General features: G+C 72.0%; 13 protein-coding genes. All 13 read right to left on the reverse strand.

Annotated elements, in window-relative coordinates; genetic code table 11:
• Positions 1-5: 5 nt before the first annotated feature.
• A complete protein-coding gene (gene gatB, locus E6W39_RS15380; RefSeq protein ID WP_181799696.1) occupies positions 6-1,499 on the reverse strand; it encodes an Asp-tRNA(Asn)/Glu-tRNA(Gln) amidotransferase subunit GatB in 1,494 nt (497 codons plus the stop codon).
• An 83-nt stretch (positions 1,500-1,582) separates the two neighbouring features.
• The gene (locus E6W39_RS15385; protein WP_181799281.1) at positions 1,583-1,840 is read right to left on the reverse strand and encodes a hypothetical protein; all 258 of its coding nucleotides are present in this window, start codon (positions 1,838-1,840) and stop codon (positions 1,583-1,585) included.
• Positions 1,837-3,330 carry an Asp-tRNA(Asn)/Glu-tRNA(Gln) amidotransferase subunit GatA gene (gatA, locus tag E6W39_RS15390; protein WP_141634008.1) on the reverse strand — a complete coding sequence of 498 codons (1,494 nt, stop codon included), beginning with the start codon at positions 3,328-3,330 and terminating at the stop codon, positions 1,837-1,839. The genes E6W39_RS15385 and gatA overlap by 4 nt, the downstream gene beginning before the upstream one ends.
• Positions 3,331-3,336: 6 nt before the next feature.
• Positions 3,337-3,633 carry an Asp-tRNA(Asn)/Glu-tRNA(Gln) amidotransferase subunit GatC gene (gene gatC / locus E6W39_RS15395; RefSeq protein ID WP_141634009.1) on the reverse strand — a complete coding sequence of 99 codons (297 nt, stop codon included), beginning with the start codon at positions 3,631-3,633 and terminating at the stop codon, positions 3,337-3,339.
• Positions 3,634-3,793: 160 nt separating this feature from the next.
• Complete coding sequence (locus E6W39_RS41600; RefSeq protein WP_141634010.1) at positions 3,794-5,707, reverse strand: putative bifunctional diguanylate cyclase/phosphodiesterase; 1,914 nt, start codon at positions 5,705-5,707, stop codon at positions 3,794-3,796.
• A gap of 341 nt (positions 5,708-6,048) precedes the next feature.
• A complete protein-coding gene (gene ligA, locus E6W39_RS15405; RefSeq protein WP_141634011.1) occupies positions 6,049-8,340 on the reverse strand; it encodes an NAD-dependent DNA ligase LigA in 2,292 nt (763 codons plus the stop codon).
• Positions 8,341-8,357: 17 nt separating this feature from the next.
• The gene (locus E6W39_RS15410) at positions 8,358-9,311 is read right to left on the reverse strand and encodes a methionine synthase (RefSeq protein ID WP_141637759.1); all 954 of its coding nucleotides are present in this window, start codon (positions 9,309-9,311) and stop codon (positions 8,358-8,360) included.
• A gap of 179 nt (positions 9,312-9,490) precedes the next feature.
• Complete coding sequence (locus E6W39_RS15415) at positions 9,491-10,321, reverse strand: hypothetical protein (RefSeq protein ID WP_141634012.1); 831 nt, start codon at positions 10,319-10,321, stop codon at positions 9,491-9,493.
• Positions 10,322-10,423: 102 nt separating this feature from the next.
• Positions 10,424-11,095: an NUDIX hydrolase gene (locus tag E6W39_RS15420; RefSeq protein ID WP_141634013.1), complete on the reverse strand. Its 672-nt coding sequence runs from the start codon at positions 11,093-11,095 to the stop codon at positions 10,424-10,426.
• Positions 11,096-11,175: 80 nt separating this feature from the next.
• A complete protein-coding gene (locus tag E6W39_RS15425) occupies positions 11,176-12,705 on the reverse strand; it encodes a hypothetical protein (protein ID WP_141634014.1) in 1,530 nt (509 codons plus the stop codon).
• Positions 12,706-12,748: 43 nt separating this feature from the next.
• A complete protein-coding gene (locus tag E6W39_RS15430) occupies positions 12,749-13,585 on the reverse strand; it encodes a hypothetical protein (protein ID WP_141634015.1) in 837 nt (278 codons plus the stop codon).
• 100 nt (positions 13,586-13,685) lie between these two features.
• Positions 13,686-14,486 carry a hypothetical protein gene (locus E6W39_RS15435; protein WP_141634016.1) on the reverse strand — a complete coding sequence of 267 codons (801 nt, stop codon included), beginning with the start codon at positions 14,484-14,486 and terminating at the stop codon, positions 13,686-13,688.
• A gap of 99 nt (positions 14,487-14,585) precedes the next feature.
• Positions 14,586-15,179 carry a hypothetical protein gene (locus E6W39_RS15440; RefSeq protein WP_141634017.1) on the reverse strand — a complete coding sequence of 198 codons (594 nt, stop codon included), beginning with the start codon at positions 15,177-15,179 and terminating at the stop codon, positions 14,586-14,588.
• Between the last annotated feature and the right edge of the window lie 703 nt (positions 15,180-15,882).

The following is a 15,882-nucleotide window of genomic DNA, read 5'->3' on the forward strand; positions in this document are numbered from 1 at the left end:
GGTACTCAGGCGCCCAGGCGCTCCAAGATGAGGTCCTTCACCTTGGCCGCGTCCGCCTGGCCGCGGGTGGCCTTCATGACCGCGCCGACCAGCGCGCCGACCGCCTGCACCTTGCCGCCGCGGATCTTCTCCGCGACGTCCGGGTTCTCGGCGATCACCTGGTCGACGGCCGCGCCCAGCGCGGAGTCGTCGGAGACCACGGCCAGGCCGCGGGTGGCGACGACCTCGTCCGGCTCGCCCTCGCCGGCCAGCACACCCTCGATCACCTGGCGGGCCAGCTTGTCGTTGAGCTTGCCCTCGGCGACCAGCGCGCAGACCCGGGCCACCTGGGCCGGGGTGATCGGCTGCTCGGCGAGCTCGGTGCCGGTCTCGTTGGCCCGGCGGGCCAGCTCGCCCAGCCACCACTTGCGGGCCTGGTCGGCGGGGGCGCCGGCCGCGATGGTCTCCAGGATCGGCTCCACCGCACCGGCGTTGAGCACCGCCTGCATGTCCTTGTCGGACAGGCCCCACTCGGCCTGCAGCCGGGCCCGGCGCACCCGGGGCAGCTCCGGCAGTCCGGCGCGCAGCTCCTCGACCCACTCCCGGGACGGCGCCACCGGCACCAGGTCGGGCTCGGGGAAGTAGCGGTAGTCCTCGGCGTTGTCCTTGATCCGGCCGCTGGTGGTGCTGCCGTCGTCCTCGTGGAAGTGCCGGGTCTCCTGGATGATCTTCTCGCCCTGGCCCAGCACGGTGGCGTGCCGCCGGACCTCGAAGCGGGCGGCCCGCTCGACGCTGCGCAGCGAGTTGACGTTCTTGGTCTCCGAGCGGGTGCCGAAGGTCTCGGTGCCGTTCGGGCGCAGCGACAGGTTGACGTCGCAGCGCATCTGGCCCTTGTCCATCCGGGCCTCGGAGACGCCCAGCGCGCGGATCAGCTCACGCAGCTCGGCGACGTAGGCGCGGGCCACCTCGGGCGCCCGCTCGCCGGCGCCCTCGATCGGCTTGGTGACGATCTCGATCAGCGGAATGCCGGCCCGGTTGTAGTCGAGCAGCGAGTGGGTGGCGCCGTGGATCCGGCCGGTGGCCCCGCCGACGTGGCTGGACTTGCCGGTGTCCTCCTCCATGTGGGCGCGCTCGATCTCGACCCGGAACGTCGAGCCGTCCTCCAGCTGCACGTCGAGGTAGCCGTTGAAGGCGATCGGCTCGTCGTACTGCGAGGTCTGGAAGTTCTTCGGCATGTCCGGGTAGAAGTAGTTCTTCCGGGCGAACCGGCACCACTCGGCGATCTCGCAGTTCAGCGCCAGCCCGATCCGGATCGCCGACTCCACGCCGACCGCGTTGACCACCGGCAGCGAGCCGGGCAGCCCCAGGCAGGTCGGGCAGACCTGGCTGTTCGGCTCGGCACCCAGCTCGGTCGAGCAGCCGCAGAACATCTTGGTCTTGGTGCCCAGCTCGACGTGGACCTCCAGGCCCATCACCGGGTCGTACGACGCGAGAGCGTCCTCGTAGGAGACCAGGTTCATGACGCTCACAGCGTCCCCTTCACTCAAAAGTCTTGGAAGCGGCCGGCCGCGGCGCTGGGCGCCACGGCCGACCTGACGGAACGTCAGTCCGCGAGGATGTCGTCGCTGCCGAGCCGGCGCAGCTCGCGGACCAGCAGGGCGGTGCCGGTGGCCAGGGCCAGGGCCCCCACCAGGGCATTGGCCAGCAGCAGGCGGTCCTGCTCGGAGCGGGCCTTCTTGACGTCCTTGATGATGCTCAGGGCGCCGAATGCGCTGGTGCCGATGGACAGCAGCAGGCCGGGCTTCGAGTGCTTCCACCCTTTAAGCGACGGACTGGCTTTGGCCTTCTCGATCTTGCTCACAGTGCCGGTGCCTCCTCCAGCAGGGGGTGCCCCCACTTGTCGTCGAGTGCGGCCTCCACGGCGCCGCCCACCCGGTACAGGCGGTCGTCCGCCATCGCGGGAGCGATGATCTGCAGGCCGACCGGGAGATTGTCCTCCGGCGCCAGCCCGCAGGGCAGCGACATGGCCGCGTTGCCCGCCAGGTTGGACGGGATGGTGCACAGGTCGGCCAGGTACATCGCCATCGGGTCGTCGGCGCGCTCGCCGATCGGGAAGGCGGTGGTCGGGGTGGTCGGCGAGACCAGCACGTCGACCCCGGCGAACGCGGCGTCGAAGTCGCGCGAGATCAGGGTGCGGACCTTCTGCGCCGAGCCGTAGTAGGCGTCGTAGTAGCCCGAGGAGAGGGCGTAGGTGCCCAGGATGATCCGGCGCTTGACCTCGGCGCCGAAGCCGGCCTCGCGGGTCAGCGCGGTGACCTCCTCGGCCGAGCGGGAGCCGTCGTCGCCGACCCGCAGGCCGTAGCGCATCGCGTCGAAGCGGGCCAGGTTGGAGGAGGCCTCACTGGGGGCGATCAGGTAGTAGGCGGGCAGCGCCAGGGTGAAGGACGGGCAGGACACCTCGACCACCTCGGCGCCCAGCTCGCGCAGCAGCTCCACGGACTCGTTGAACCGCTGCATCACGCCGGCCTGGTAGCCCTCGCCGGCGAACTCCTTGACCACGCCGATCCGCATGCCGCGGATGTCGCGCATCTTGGCGGCCTCGACCACGGCCGGGACCGGCGCGTTGATCGAGGTGGAGTCCAGCGGGTCGTGGCCGGCGATCGCCTCGTGCAGCAGCGCCGCGTCCAGCACGGTGCGGGCGCACGGGCCGCCCTGGTCCAGCGAGGACGAGAAGGCGACCAGGCCGTAGCGGGAGACCGAGCCGTAGGTGGGCTTGACGCCGACCGTGCCGGTGACCGCGCCGGGCTGGCGGATCGAGCCGCCGGTGTCGGTGCCGATCGCCAGCGGGGCCTCGAAGGCGGCCAGCGCGGCCGCCGAGCCGCCGCCGGAGCCGCCGGGGATCCGGGACAGGTCCCAGGGGTTGCCGGTCGGGCCGTAGGCCGAGTTCTCGGTGGAGGAGCCCATCGCGAACTCGTCCATGTTGGTCTTGCCCAGGATCACCACGTCCGCGTCCTTCAGACGGGTCGTCAGGGTGGCGTCGTAGGGCGGGATCCAGCCTTCGAGGATCTTCGAACCGCAGGTGGTCGGCACGCCCTTGGTGGTGAAGACGTCCTTGAGGGCCAGCGGCACGCCGGCCAGCGGGCCGAGCTCGGTGCCGGCGGCGCGCTTGGCGTCCACCGCGCGGGCGGCGGCCAGCGCGCCCTCGGTGTCGACGTGCAGGAAGGCGTTGACCTTGTTGTCGACGGCGTCGATCCGGTCCAGGTGGGCCTGGGTCACCTCGACGGCGCTGACCTGGCCGGCCTTGATCGCCGCGGCGGTGTCCGCCGCTGTGAGCTTGATGAGGTCGGTCATGGCTGGTCAGTCCTCCCCGAGGATCTGCGGGACCCGGAAGCGCTGCTCCTCGGCGGCGGGGGCGCCGGAGAGCGCCTGCTCGGGGCTGAGCGACGGCCGCACCTCGTCGGCGCGCATCACATTGGTCAGCGGCAGCGGGTGGGAGGTCGGCGGGACGTCCTGTCCGGCGACCTCGGAAACGCGGGCGACCGCGCCGATGATCACGTCCAGCTGCTCGGCGAGGTGGTCCAGCTCCTCGGCCTGCAACTCCAGACGCGACAGCCGGGCGAGGTGGGCGACCTCCTCGCGCGTGATGCCAGGCATGCAGCGATCCTCAGGGTGAGTTCGGGCGAGGACGACACCGGCATCACCGCACGCGATCACCGCACGCGGGAGCGACCCGTCCTCCTTGTCTTTACCGACCATCCTAGGGGGCACGGCGCGTGACCGTTGTTACTGAGGGGTTGCCGGCGCCCGGCCGGGGCTACTGAGGGGCCGTCGGAGCCTGGCTCGGCGGGGCCAGCGGCTGGCGCGGCACCCCCGGGCGGGACAGTTCGGCCATCCCGGTCCAGCGCCGCAGCCCGGGCACCCGCTCGGCCGGCGGCGGGCCGGTGCGGTGCACCTTGAGCCAGGCGGTGGCCTGGTCGGCGGGCAGCGCGGCGGAGACCAGCCAGCCCTGGACGGCGTCCACCCCGAGGCTGTGCAGCCGCTCCCAGGTGGCGTCGTCCTCCACGCCCTCGGCCACCACGGTCAGCCCCAGCGAGTGGGCCAGCTCCACCGAGCAGCGCACCACCGCGGCGTCGTGGTGGTCGGCGACCATCCGGGAGACGAAGGACCGGTCGATCTTCAGCTCGCCCACCGGCAGGCTGCGCAGCCGCACCAGCGAGGAGTGGCCGGTGCCGAAGTCGTCCAGCGACATCCCGACGCCCTGCCGGCGCAGCTGGGCCAGGGTGTCGGCGGCCAGCCGGGAGTCGTCGAGCAGCAGCCGCTCGGTGATCTCCAGCTGGAGCGCGTGGGCCGGCACCTGGTGGCGGCTCAGGTGGTCGGCCACCCGCTGCGCGAAGCCGGGGCTGAGCACGTCGCGGGGCGAGACGTTGACGGCGACCTGCACCTGGAGGTCGTGGGCCCGCCAGGCGGCCAGCTGGCCGATCGCGGCCTCCAGCACGTAGTCGGTCAGCCGGGGCATCAGGCCGCTGGACTCGGCCAGGCCCACGAACTCGTCCGGCGAAACCCGGCCGCGCCCGGGCCGCTCCCAGCGCAGCAGCGCCTCCAGGCCCACCACCCGGCCGTCGAAGGCCACCTTGGGCTGGTAGTGCAGCTGCACCTCGCCGGTCTCCAGGGCCCGGCGCAGATCGCCGAGCAGGCCGATCCGGTACGGGGTGTCGACGTCCTGGGACTTGTCGTACCGGGCGACGCCGGTGCGGGAGCGCTGGGCGTGGCCCATCGCCACGTCGGCCCGGCGCAGCAACGATTCTGCGTCGTCGGCGTGCTGCGGGTAGACGCAGACGCCGGCGCTGGCCTCCAGCACCAGCAGCAGGCCGTCCAGCCGGATCGGAGCGGCCAGCTCGGCGATCAGCGCCTTGGCGAGGCGCTCCAGCAGGTCGGGGCGGCCGACGCCGGGCAGCAGCACCGCGAACTCGTCGCCGCCCATCCGGGCCACCACCGCGCGGCGGCCGTTCTCGGCCAGCGGCTCCAGGCCGGCCAGCAGCTCGCCGGTCTCCCGGCGGCGCTCGGCGGCCAGGGACGAGGCGGGCGGCGCCGAGGCGGGCGGCGATGAGGCGGGCGGCGCCGGCAGCGGGGCCTTGCGGGGGGCGGGGATGGGCGAGGCCGCGGGGATCGTGGTGGCGGCGAAGGAGGCGGGCTGCGGTGCCAAGCCGCCGGCAGCGGAGGACGGCAGCGCCAGCAGGGCAGCGGCGGCGCCGGCGCAGGAGGAGGTGGGCGCGGTCGGCCGGCCGTCCGCGGCCCCGCCACGCAGCACCCGGTGCAGCCGGCGCCCGATGTGCACCAGCAGCCGGTCCCCGGCGGCGTGACCGAGCGTGTCATTGAGCGATCGGAACCGATCGAGGTCGAGCAGGATCAGCCCGACCGAGTAGTCACCCTGGTCCTGGTGCTCGGCGATCGCCTCCTGGGCTGCGAGCAGCAGGGCATGCCGGTTGGGCAGGCCGGTGAGCGGATCGGTGAGCTGGTCCCGGGCCCGGTCCCGGGCGATCCGCCAGGCGGCCACCAGCACGGCCAGCGGCACCGCGAACAACGGCAGCAGTTCGGGCTCGTGCCGGCTGACCAGCACGGCCAGGGGAATGAGCGGTGCGGCACCGGCCAGCAGCACGCCGAGCAGCAGGACGGCGCCCGCCACCCCCTGCGGCGGACGCGTCGGCGCACCGCCGGTCGTACGATCCATACGCCCTGTCCTCCGTCAGGCCCGCCCCCGCCAGGCCGCATCGCGGCTGGAGCCGACCCGAAGAACGGTCGGCCTGGCACCTTCTGATCGAGTGCCAGTCGGTCTCAGCCTGGAAGCGCCCCTGTCGGCGCCGGCCACCCGCTGATCCCGCTGGCCGGTGCCCCCACTCCTGCTGACACACTGTTGCGCTCCAGGGTAAGTCCGCCCCCGTCGGGAGGGCGGACTTTCGGTCATCCGCGAGCACGTCAGCACGGAACCGGCGCCGCACAGTGACACGATGCCCTCTTTAGGCGCCCGGCACCCAGGTGACGGGGCATCAGCACCATAACAAGAGGGACACGTCAGCCCTGGTCAGCCCCCTCGGTGGTTACCTCGGCCGGCTCCTCCTCGCCGGTCGGCAGTCCGAGGTGGGCTCGCGCCGCGGCCGGCCCGGACTCCAGCAGCACCGCGAATCCGGCGTCATCCAGTACCGGCAGGCCGAGTTGGACCGCCTTGTCGTACTTCGACCCAGGGTTGTCACCGACGACCACGAAGTCGGTCTTCTTCGACACCGACCCGGTCACCTTCGCGCCCCGGACCACCAGCGCCTCCTTGGCGCCGTCCCGGGTGTGCCCGGCCAGCGTGCCGGTGACCACCACGGTGAGCCCCTCCAGCGGGCGCTCGCCCTCCTCCTCGGGGGCCTCCTCGACGAACCGGACCCCCGCCTCGCGCCACTTGCGCAGGATCTCCCGGTGCCAATCCTCCTGGTACCACTCGACGATGGCCTTGGCGATGATCGGCCCGACGCCCTCGACCGCGGCCAGCTCCTCCTCGCTCGCCGCGAAGATCCGGTCCAGGTCGCGGAACTCCCGGGCCACCGCCTGGGCGGCCACCGGGCCGACATGACGGATCGACAGGCCGTTGAGGTAGCGCCAGAGCTGGCGCTCCTTGGCGCCGGCCAGGTTGTCCAGCAGCACCGTGGTGTTCTTCTTGGGCTGGCCCTTGAGGTTGGCGAAGAAGGCGACCTCGCGCTCCTCACCCGTGGCGTCGTCCAGCTTGGGCATGCCGGTCTTCGGATCGCGCACCAGCACCCGGATCGGCAGCAGCTGCTCCACGGTCAGACCGAAGATGTCCCCCTCGTTCTTGACAGGAGCGTCAGCAGGCTCCAGCGGCTGGGTGAGCGCGGTGGCCGCCACATAGCCCAGCCCCTCGATGTCCAGCGACTCGCGTCCGCCCAGGTAGGCGATCCGCTCGCGGATCTGGGCCGGGCAGAACTCCGCGTTGGGGCAGCGCAGATCGATGTCGCCCTCGGACATCGGGCGCAGCTCGCTGCCGCACTCGTGGCAGTGCGAGGGCATCACGAACTCCTGCTCGGTGCCGTCCCGCAAGTCCTCCACCGGGCCGAGGATCTCCGGGATCACGTCACCGGCCTTGCGCAGCACCACGGTGTCGCCGAGCAGCACGCCCTTGGCCTTCACCACCTGCTGGTTGTGCAGGGTGGCGTACTGCACCATCGAGCCGGCCACCTTCACCGGCTCGGCCAGCACGGCGTACGGCGTGGCCCGGCCGGTGCGGCCGATGCCGACCTTGATCGAGGCCAGCTTGGCGGTGACCTCCTCCGGCGGGTACTTCCAGGCGATCGCCCAGCGCGGCGACTTGGAGGTGGAGCCGAGCCGGCCCTGCAGCGCGATCTCGTCCACCTTGACCACCACGCCGTCGATCTCGTGCTCGACGGAGTGGCGCTGCTCGCCGTACTGCTTGATGAACGCCCGCACCTCGTCCAGCGTGCCGACCACCTCGTTGTGCTTGGCGGTGGGCAACCCCCAGTCGCGCAGCAGCTGGTAGGCGTGCGACTGGCAGTCGATCACGAAGCCCTCGCGGGCGCCGATGCCGTGCACCACCATGTGCAGCGGGCGGGATGCGGTGACCAGCGGGTCCTTCTGGCGCAGCGAACCGGCGGCGGCGTTGCGGGGGTTGGCGAAGAGCTTGAGCAGCGCCTGCGGGCGCTTGCCCTCCTTGGCCCGCTCCTCGTTCTCCGCCTTGCGGCGCTCGTTCTCGGCGGCGAACGAGGCGTTCAGCTCCTCGAAGGCCTCGGTGGGCAGGTAGACCTCGCCGCGGATCTCCACCAGGGCGGGCAGGTCGTCGCCCTTGAGCTGCTGCGGGATCTCCTTGATGGTGCGGATGTTGGCGGTGATGTCCTCGCCGACCCGGCCGGTGCCGCGGGTGGCGGCCAGGGTGAGCCGCCCGTGCTCGTACGTGAGGTTGACGGCCAGGCCGTCCACCTTGAGCTCGCACAGGTAGTGGTAGTCGATGCCGTCCAGCTCGCGGGCCACCCGGTCCGCCCAAGCGGCCAGCTCCCCGTCGTCCATCGCGTTGTCCAGGCTGAGCAGCCGCTCGCGGTGCTCGACCTTGGTGAAGCCCTCGGCCGCGCCGCCGCCCACCTTCTGGGTCGGCGAATCCGGCGTGACCAGCGCGGGGTGCTCGGCCTCCAGCGCCTCCAGCTCCCGCATCAGCGAATCGAACTCGGCGTCGCTGACGATCGGAGCGTCCTGCTCGTAGTAGCGGACCCGGTGCTCCTCGATCTCGGTCGCCAGCTCCGCGTGCCGCCTGCGCACCTGCGCCGGGACGTCCTCCCAGCCCTCGACCGCCGCCACCTTGAGCCTCCTGTTCGCTACTCCGGGTTGTCCACCAGGCTCTGGGCGCCCCTCACGCTGAGTGACAACGCCTTGCGGGCGTAGACCGGGCTCGCGCCGGCCAGGCCGCAGGTCGGTGTCACCAGCACGCGGCGGCCCAGCAGTTCCGGATCGAGCCCGAGCCTGCGCCACAACGTCCTGACACCCGTGACACTACCGGCCGGGTCGGACATATCTTCGTCGGTGGACGGCACCACACCGGCCAGGATCACCGTGCCCGCCTCGACCGCCTCACCGATCACATCGTCCTCACGCTCCGTCAGCAGACCGAAGTCCAGTGACACGCCCGCGACCCCGGCCCGGCGCAGCAACGGGACCGGCACCCCGGGGGCGCAGCAGTGCACCACCACCGGCACGTCCAGGCCCCGGACCAGCTCCCGCAGCACCTCCTCGGCCAGCTGCCGGTCCACCGAGCGCAGCCGCTGGAAACCGCTGGCCGTCTTCACCTGCCCGGCCAGCACGGCGGGCAGCGAGGGCTCGTCCAGCTGCAGCACCAGCTGCGCACCGGGCACCCGCCTGCGGACGTCCGCCAGGTGCCGGCGCAGCCCCTCGGCCAGCGAGCCGGCGATGTCCCGGCAGGCACCCCGGTCGGCGAGCGCCTTCTCGCCGTGCTTCAGCTCGATGCCCGAGGCCAGCGTCCACGGCCCGACCGCCTGGAGCTTGAGCGCCCCCTGGTACCCCTGGGTGAACTCCTCCAGCGCGTCCAGGTCCTCGCCCAGCCACGAGTGCGCCCTGCGGGTGTCCCGGCCCGGCCGGTCGGCGAACCGCCAACCACTCGGCTGCACCTCGGCGAACAGCTCCACCAGCAGGCCCGCCGAGCGCCCGATCATGTCGGCCCCGGGCCCGCGCGCCGGCAGCTCGGGCAGGAACGGCAGCTGCTCGAGCGCACCGGTCGAGGTCTTCGCAGCCTCCCGGGCATCGGTACCCGGCATCGAGCCGATACCGGTGGCGGCGCCGAGCAGGTCGGGGAAGGGGAACGTGGTGGTCACGCCCGGCAGCCTACGGGAGTTCCGGGCCTCCCAGCAGTCCGGCCGGCCGCAGACGCTCCCGCCGCCCGACGCGCGGTTGCGCGGGCCCCGGGGCCGGCAGCTCCGCTGGTCCAGTGCAGCCGTCAGGCGGACTTCGCCTTCTGCTGGAACTGGGAGTAGTCGATCACCTGGTCGGCCGGCGGCGCCTGGACGTCGAGGGGCTTGTTGAAGTCACCGAGGTCCATCGTGCCCGGGTCGCTGTCGTTGCTCTCCACGCGCAGCAAGTAGGGCTGGCCCTGGGTGGCGATGTAGAGGGTGCTGCGACTGCCGCCGTCGGAGACCAGGAGACTGATGACGGGGGTGCCCTTGATCGTGGTGGGGTCGCCCACGATGGCGTTGGTGCCGTCCTTGGAGAAGCTGTCGGCCATGTCCGAGATGAGGCCGCACATGCCGACCGTCTCCTGGAGGTCGGGGTCGGCGTCGCCGCCGGTCAACCAGCGGCCTTTGAAGAGCTCGGCGACAGCGGGACCGGAGTCCGGCACGCCCGCCTGCTTGGCCATGCTCTGCCAGACGGCCGCGTCGGGGCGCACCCATGTGCCGGCGCTGTTGTGGAGGACGTCCATCGCGCCGGTCCCGCTGACGGTGACCTTGCCCGTGCAGTCCTTGGCCTTGTCAGCCGAGAGGTCGAGGGTGACCTGCTGGCCGTCCGATGTGGCGGTGCCGGACACGTGCATCGAGCTGAGCCCGCTCATCACCTTGCCGCTCGCGTGGAGGATCTGCCTGGCCGACAGATGGTAGGGGTCCAGTCCGGAGGCGGTCGCGGAGGCCGAGGCCGAGACCGAGGACGACGCGGTCGCGGAGACCGGGGCGGCGGCCTGGCCGGACGACCCGCCCTTGGCGCCTCCGCACGCGGTGACCGTGCCGGCCAGGGCGATGCACAACACGGCGGAGTGGACGAGGCGGTGGGAGAACATCGCGATCCTTCGACTGGACTACTGGCCGGTGTGACCAGAAGAGGATCAGTATGCAGATTGTCAGACTACGCGTGATCGAATTCGAGGCAGCAGTGATTGACGTCAGCTCCCCAACAACCCCGCCAGGCGAGCCCGGTACAGCACCGCCACGGTGAAGCCGTCGGTGATCCGGCCGTCGGCCACCAGGCGTTCGGCCTCGGCGAACGAGAACCGCACCGCCCGCCGGATGCCCTCGGCGTGCTCCACCTCGCCGTGGCCGGTCAACCGGGCCGCGTAGAGCACCACATGGCCGGCCACCAGGCCGGTGTCGGGGTGCAGCCGGCCCAGTGGCAGCAGTTCGTCGGCCCGGGCGCCGAGTTCCTCGGCCAGTTCGCGGCGGGCGTTCTGCTCGTCGTCGGCGCCCGGTTCGCCGTAGCCGCGCGGCGCCTCCAGGTGCCAGGAGCGGGTGGCGTGCCGGTAGTGCTCCAGCAGCAGCACGCCGTCCGGCAGCACCGGCAGCACCACCACGCCCGGTGCCCCGGCGGTGCCCAGCATCCTCAGGTGCAGGCCGAGGCCGCCGCCGGGGAAGCGCACCGGGTCGCGCAGCAGGGTGACGTACGGGTCGGCGTACACCACCCCGGACTGCGCGGCGGCCACCGGTGCCGTACCGCCGCGGTCGCGCACCGCCTGCTCGGCCGCGGCGGCCTCGGCCGGCGTGGTGAGGATCTGGATGCCGTCGGGGTCGTTGCGGAACAGCTCGGGCCGGTCGGTGCGGAGCTGGGCGTAGCGGTCCATGGATGTCCTTTCCTGCCTGCCGTCCATGGTGCCCGCTGCACCCGCTCCGCATCCGGGAGTTGACCTCGAGTTGCCCCGGGTCAGCCGACTCGCTCCGGCTCGGCCAGCTCGGCGGCCTCGGCCCGGCCGCCCACCGCCCCGACCTCGGTGAACCCGGCCAGTCGCAGATCCGCGATCAGCGCCTCCCACTGCCGTAGCCCGCTGCCCGGGAACCGCCCCTCGATCACCCGCAGGCTGCTGTCCAGCCGGGCCTGCTCGGCGCGGCCCACCTGCCGGTTGACCAGCAGCCGGACCACCACCGGCGCGGCCCGGTTGGCGAACGCCCGGGTGACCTCGCCGAGGATCTCGAACGCCGGATTGGCGCCCAGCAGCACCCGGACCCCGGCGTTGGCCACCTCGACCAGCAGCTCCACCGTCGGCATCCATCGCGCCATCCGGGCGGCCACCCGCCGCTTGGACACCAGCGAACTGGCCTCCCGGAGCATCTCCACATAGGCGGCGACCACGGCCGGCGCACCGTGCTCGGGGTCGGCGAACCGGGCCGGCTCGGCCACCAGGGGGTCGGTGAGCAGCCCCTGGAGCCGGGCCAGGTAGCGGCGCCACTGCGGGGTGCCGCGCAGCGCCAGCACGTCCGTCAGCGTGAGTTCGGCGAACGATTCGACGAACAGGCCTTCCTGGACCACCTCGAAGGCGGTGCGGCGGACGATCTCCACCAGCTGCCCGGGCGCCAGGTCCCGTCCGGGCGTCTGCCGCTTCAGGTGCCACTCCTGCAGCGCGGAGCGGGGCGGCGAGCCCTGCGGGGTGAGGGCGTAGGCGCCGAGGCGGTCGGCCAGGTTGACGTTGTAGGCGAGGTCGATCAGCTGCTTGATCTCGGCGCCGAACTCCCTGGTCCGGTCGTAGCCGCGGTCCGCCGGGTTGGCGCCGTCGGTCACCACGAAGTGCCGGTAGATGTCGTCGCGCAGCACCAGGCCGGTCTCCCGGATCCGGGTGTTGCAGAAGTCCGCCACGTCCAACAGCCGCTCGCGCAGCCGCTCCTGGCGCTCCGCCGGCACCTCGAGGACACGGGCCAGTGCGGGCACGTCGATCAGGTTGAGGTCGTGCGCGTAGCGGGAGAACTCCCGGCCGAGCGCCTGCGCGTCCTCCGCGTTGGCGGCGTCGTCCCAGTCCATCCGCAGGCAGCTCAGCCGGGTCTCCTGGCAGACCCGGCTCCAGCCCTGCCAGCCGGCGCCGTCCACCCCGAACCACGGCTCCTGCACCGGGGAGGACTCGTTCCAGAGGAAGGGGATCAGGACGCCGTCGGCCAGCAGCCGCTTGAACGCCTCGCGCTGCGGGGAGTCGTTCAGGTAGTCACGCGCCACGGCCGGGTTGTTGTAGAGGTAGGCCCGGTTGACCACCGTCTGCTCGCCGTTGACCAGGGCCCGCACGTACTCGGCCCGGACCCGCTCGTCCTGCCTGCGCAGCGCGGCCCTGGCGGAGAGCCGCCCGTCCCACAGGCCGCGCAGTTCCGGGGTGGCGAGCCACTGGTTGTCGAGGGCCTGGGCTATGACCGGCACCTGCTTCAGGCCGTCCGGCCCGATAGGTTCGAAGTCGACGTTCGCCTCGCTGGACATACGAGCGACTCTATCGGGCCGCAGTGACGGTCCGTCAGGCTTTTCAGACGGAGTTCACCTTCTGCTGGAAGGTGCCGCTGTCGATCACCTGGTCCGCCGGCCGGGCCTGGATGTCCAGCGGCTTGTCGTAGTCGCTGAGGTCCACGATGCCGCCGTCCGAGCCGTTGTTCACCACCCTGAGCAGGTACGGCTGCGCATCGGCCGCCGGATAGAGGACGGTGGGGCCGCTGTCATCGGTCACATTGACGACCAGCGCACGGGCGCCGTCGACGAAGGCGTAGTCGCCCTTGGTGGCGCTCGTCTTGGTGGAATCCTCGCCGAGGGCGTCGTCGATGCCCGCGAGCACGCCGCACATCTCGGCCATCCCCTTCAGGTCCGGGTCGTCCTGGGCGCCGGTCAGCCAGCGGCCCTTGAACAGCTCGGCGACGGCGTCCCCGGCCTGCGGGTTGCCCTTCTGGGTGGCCATGCTCTTCCAGTACGTCGCGTCCGGCTTGATCCAGGTGCCGGTGCTGTTGTGGATCAGTTCGATCGAGCCGGTGTCACCAGCGGTCACGGTGCCCGTGCAGTTCTTGTTCTTGCCGGCGGACACGTCGAGGGTCATCTTCTGGCCGTCCGACATGGCGTAGCCGGCCACGTGCACGGAGCTGACCGTGCCCATCGTGGCCCTGATCCGGTCGATGACCCGATCGGCCGACATGCTGCTCATGTCCGGGACGGACGGGGACGCGGCGGCTGAGGCGGATGCGCTCGCCGGGAAGGCGGCGGAAGCCGGGGCGGCCGCCTTGCCGGAGGAGCCCTGCGAGCCCCCGCACGCGGTGGCCCCGGCGGCCAGCACGGCACAGAGCACGGCGGAGGAGCGGGCGAGCCGGCTGGAGTACACGGTGATCCCTCTACTGAACGGCCTGCGCGGAACCTTCACGACGGGGACGGTCCGTCGGCTGCCTGCGCGCCGACGGACCGTCATGCCCACCTGCTCGCCGCTACACGGACGCCAGCTTCTTCTGGAACACGGTGTAGTCGATCGTCTGGTCTGCCGGCGGGGCCTGGACGGTGAACGGCTTGTTGAACTCGCTGAAGTCCATGGTGCCGCCGTCCGCACTCTTGTCCTCGATGCGCAGCGCGTAGGGCTGGCCCTGGGTGGCGACGTAGATGGTGCTGGGGCCGCTGTCGTCGGTCGTGCTGATGGGCAGGGCGGGGGTGCCGTTGACGGTGGTGGGGGCACCCTTGGTGGCGCCGGTCGACTTGGTGGTGTCGTCGGCGAAGTGCGGGAGCAGGCCGCACATGGCGGCGATCTGCTGCATCTTCTGGTCGCCGGGAGGGGCGGTCACCCAGCGGCCGTTGAGGAGCTTGGCGATGGCGGGCCCCTGCTGCGCGTGGCCCTGCTGGGCGGCCATGGTCTGCCAGAACGCCGCGTCCGGCTTGATCCAGGTGTTGGTGCTGTTGTGGATCAGCTCCACGTTGCCGCTCGAGCCGATGCCCATCGTGCCGGTGCAGTTCTGCTGCTTGTCCATCTGCAGCTTGAACGAGATCTTCTGGCCGTCCGAGTTCGTGGTTCCGGCCATCCGCGCCGACGTCAGGGCGGCCATCACCGTCCTGGCCTGGTCGGAGATCTGGTCGGCCGACATGGTGCTGAGGTCCGGGCCGGCCGGAGAAGCGGCCGCGGAGGCCGAGGCGGGAGCGGGCGCAGCCGAGTTGGTGGCGCCCTTCGACCCGCACGCGGTGGCCCCTACGGCGAGAGCGGCACAGAGCACAGCGGAGCGGACGAGCCGACTGGAAAGCATGACGATCCTTCAACGCAACAAGAACGGGTCCGACCAGATGGTCCGACAAGAAGGATCACAGTATGCACATGGCCCACCGGCCCACCTGCACGAGGCCGGTCAGTGATCCAGCACCGGGCTTCCGCCACCGACCAGCCGCATTCGCTCCCGCCAGCCCGGGCGGGCCGGGGCGGGCTCGGGCGGCTGGACCGGTGACGCAGCGCGACACTCACCACACCGTTCCTCGTCCGCGATGACCCGGAACCCCCGCTCGCAGCCCGTGCACATCGCCAGCTTCAGCGGCACCCGGTCGGCCTCGTCCTCGGGCATCTTTTCCCGCAAGCGGTGCCGCACCAACGCCGCCGGGCACTTCACGTGCGGGGGTAGCCCGGCCGCCAGCGCGTACCGCAATCCTGCCGCGCTGACGCCTCTGGCCAGCCACTGGGCGGCCAACGGCGCCAGCCGGGCCGCCTCCGCCGACCCCAGCACCAGGCGCGCGTCCACCTTGCGCAGCGACAGCAGCACCCGCTCCGCCGCCTCGCAGTCGAGCAGCTCGCCTCGCGGGACCGGGAGGGGGGAAGACGTCTGCTCCCCCAGTGTTCCTTCCGCAGGGAGGGCGGTGCCGGGCGACGGGGAGTCGGGTGGGCCGACCTCCTGTGATCCGGCACCCGGTGCACCGTCGGCTTCGCCCTCAGCGGAGACGGTGGCGGACACCGAGACCTCTGCCGGGCCAACTCTCCCCGCCGTGGCGCCGGCAATGTTCCTGACACCCCCGACCCCCGCCGCTGCGCGAAGATCCCCGCCGCCTCCTCCGCCCGCAGCGGCACGCTCGACACCAGCGACTCCGACCGCACCTGCCCGGCCGCGTTCCGCCACTTCGTCGAGTGCAGCAGCCCCTTCTTCCCCAGCTGCCGCCGCGCCCGGTCCGCGGTGATCCGACCACCCGTCAACCCGGCGGCCAGCTCCGTCACCGTCGTCCCCCGCGCCGCCGCATCCGACAGCGCGAGCGCCCGAACCAGCAACCGGAAGGCAGCATCTGACAGCTCGTCATCCCAGATGTGCGCATTGGCGATCTGCGTGAAGGCGCGCGCAGGCGCGATAACATTCCTAAGCATCCTCAGTGGCCTTTCCTTGAGCACCACTCGGCGGATGAAGAGCCCGGCCCAGGTGCGTCAACACCCGCCGGGCTCGCCCCTTTTCTGTTCGGGGGCGACCCGCTCCACCGCGCACGCTACCTCGCCCTCGCCTCGCCAAACGACCCTCGGCGATCGCGCGACCACCCTGCGCAACCACCCGTGCGCCCCCTCACGCCCCTTCGGCGCATACCGCAACAGCACCACGTCAGTCCGCGAGCGGCTCGGGGACGTCGTCGGCACCACCGACTGCCTGGTCATCACCGGCCGCACCCATCTTCGTT

The sequence above is a fragment of the Kitasatospora acidiphila genome (assembly GCF_006636205.1).
GTDB classification, from domain to species: Bacteria; Actinomycetota; Actinomycetes; order Streptomycetales; family Streptomycetaceae; genus Kitasatospora; species Kitasatospora acidiphila.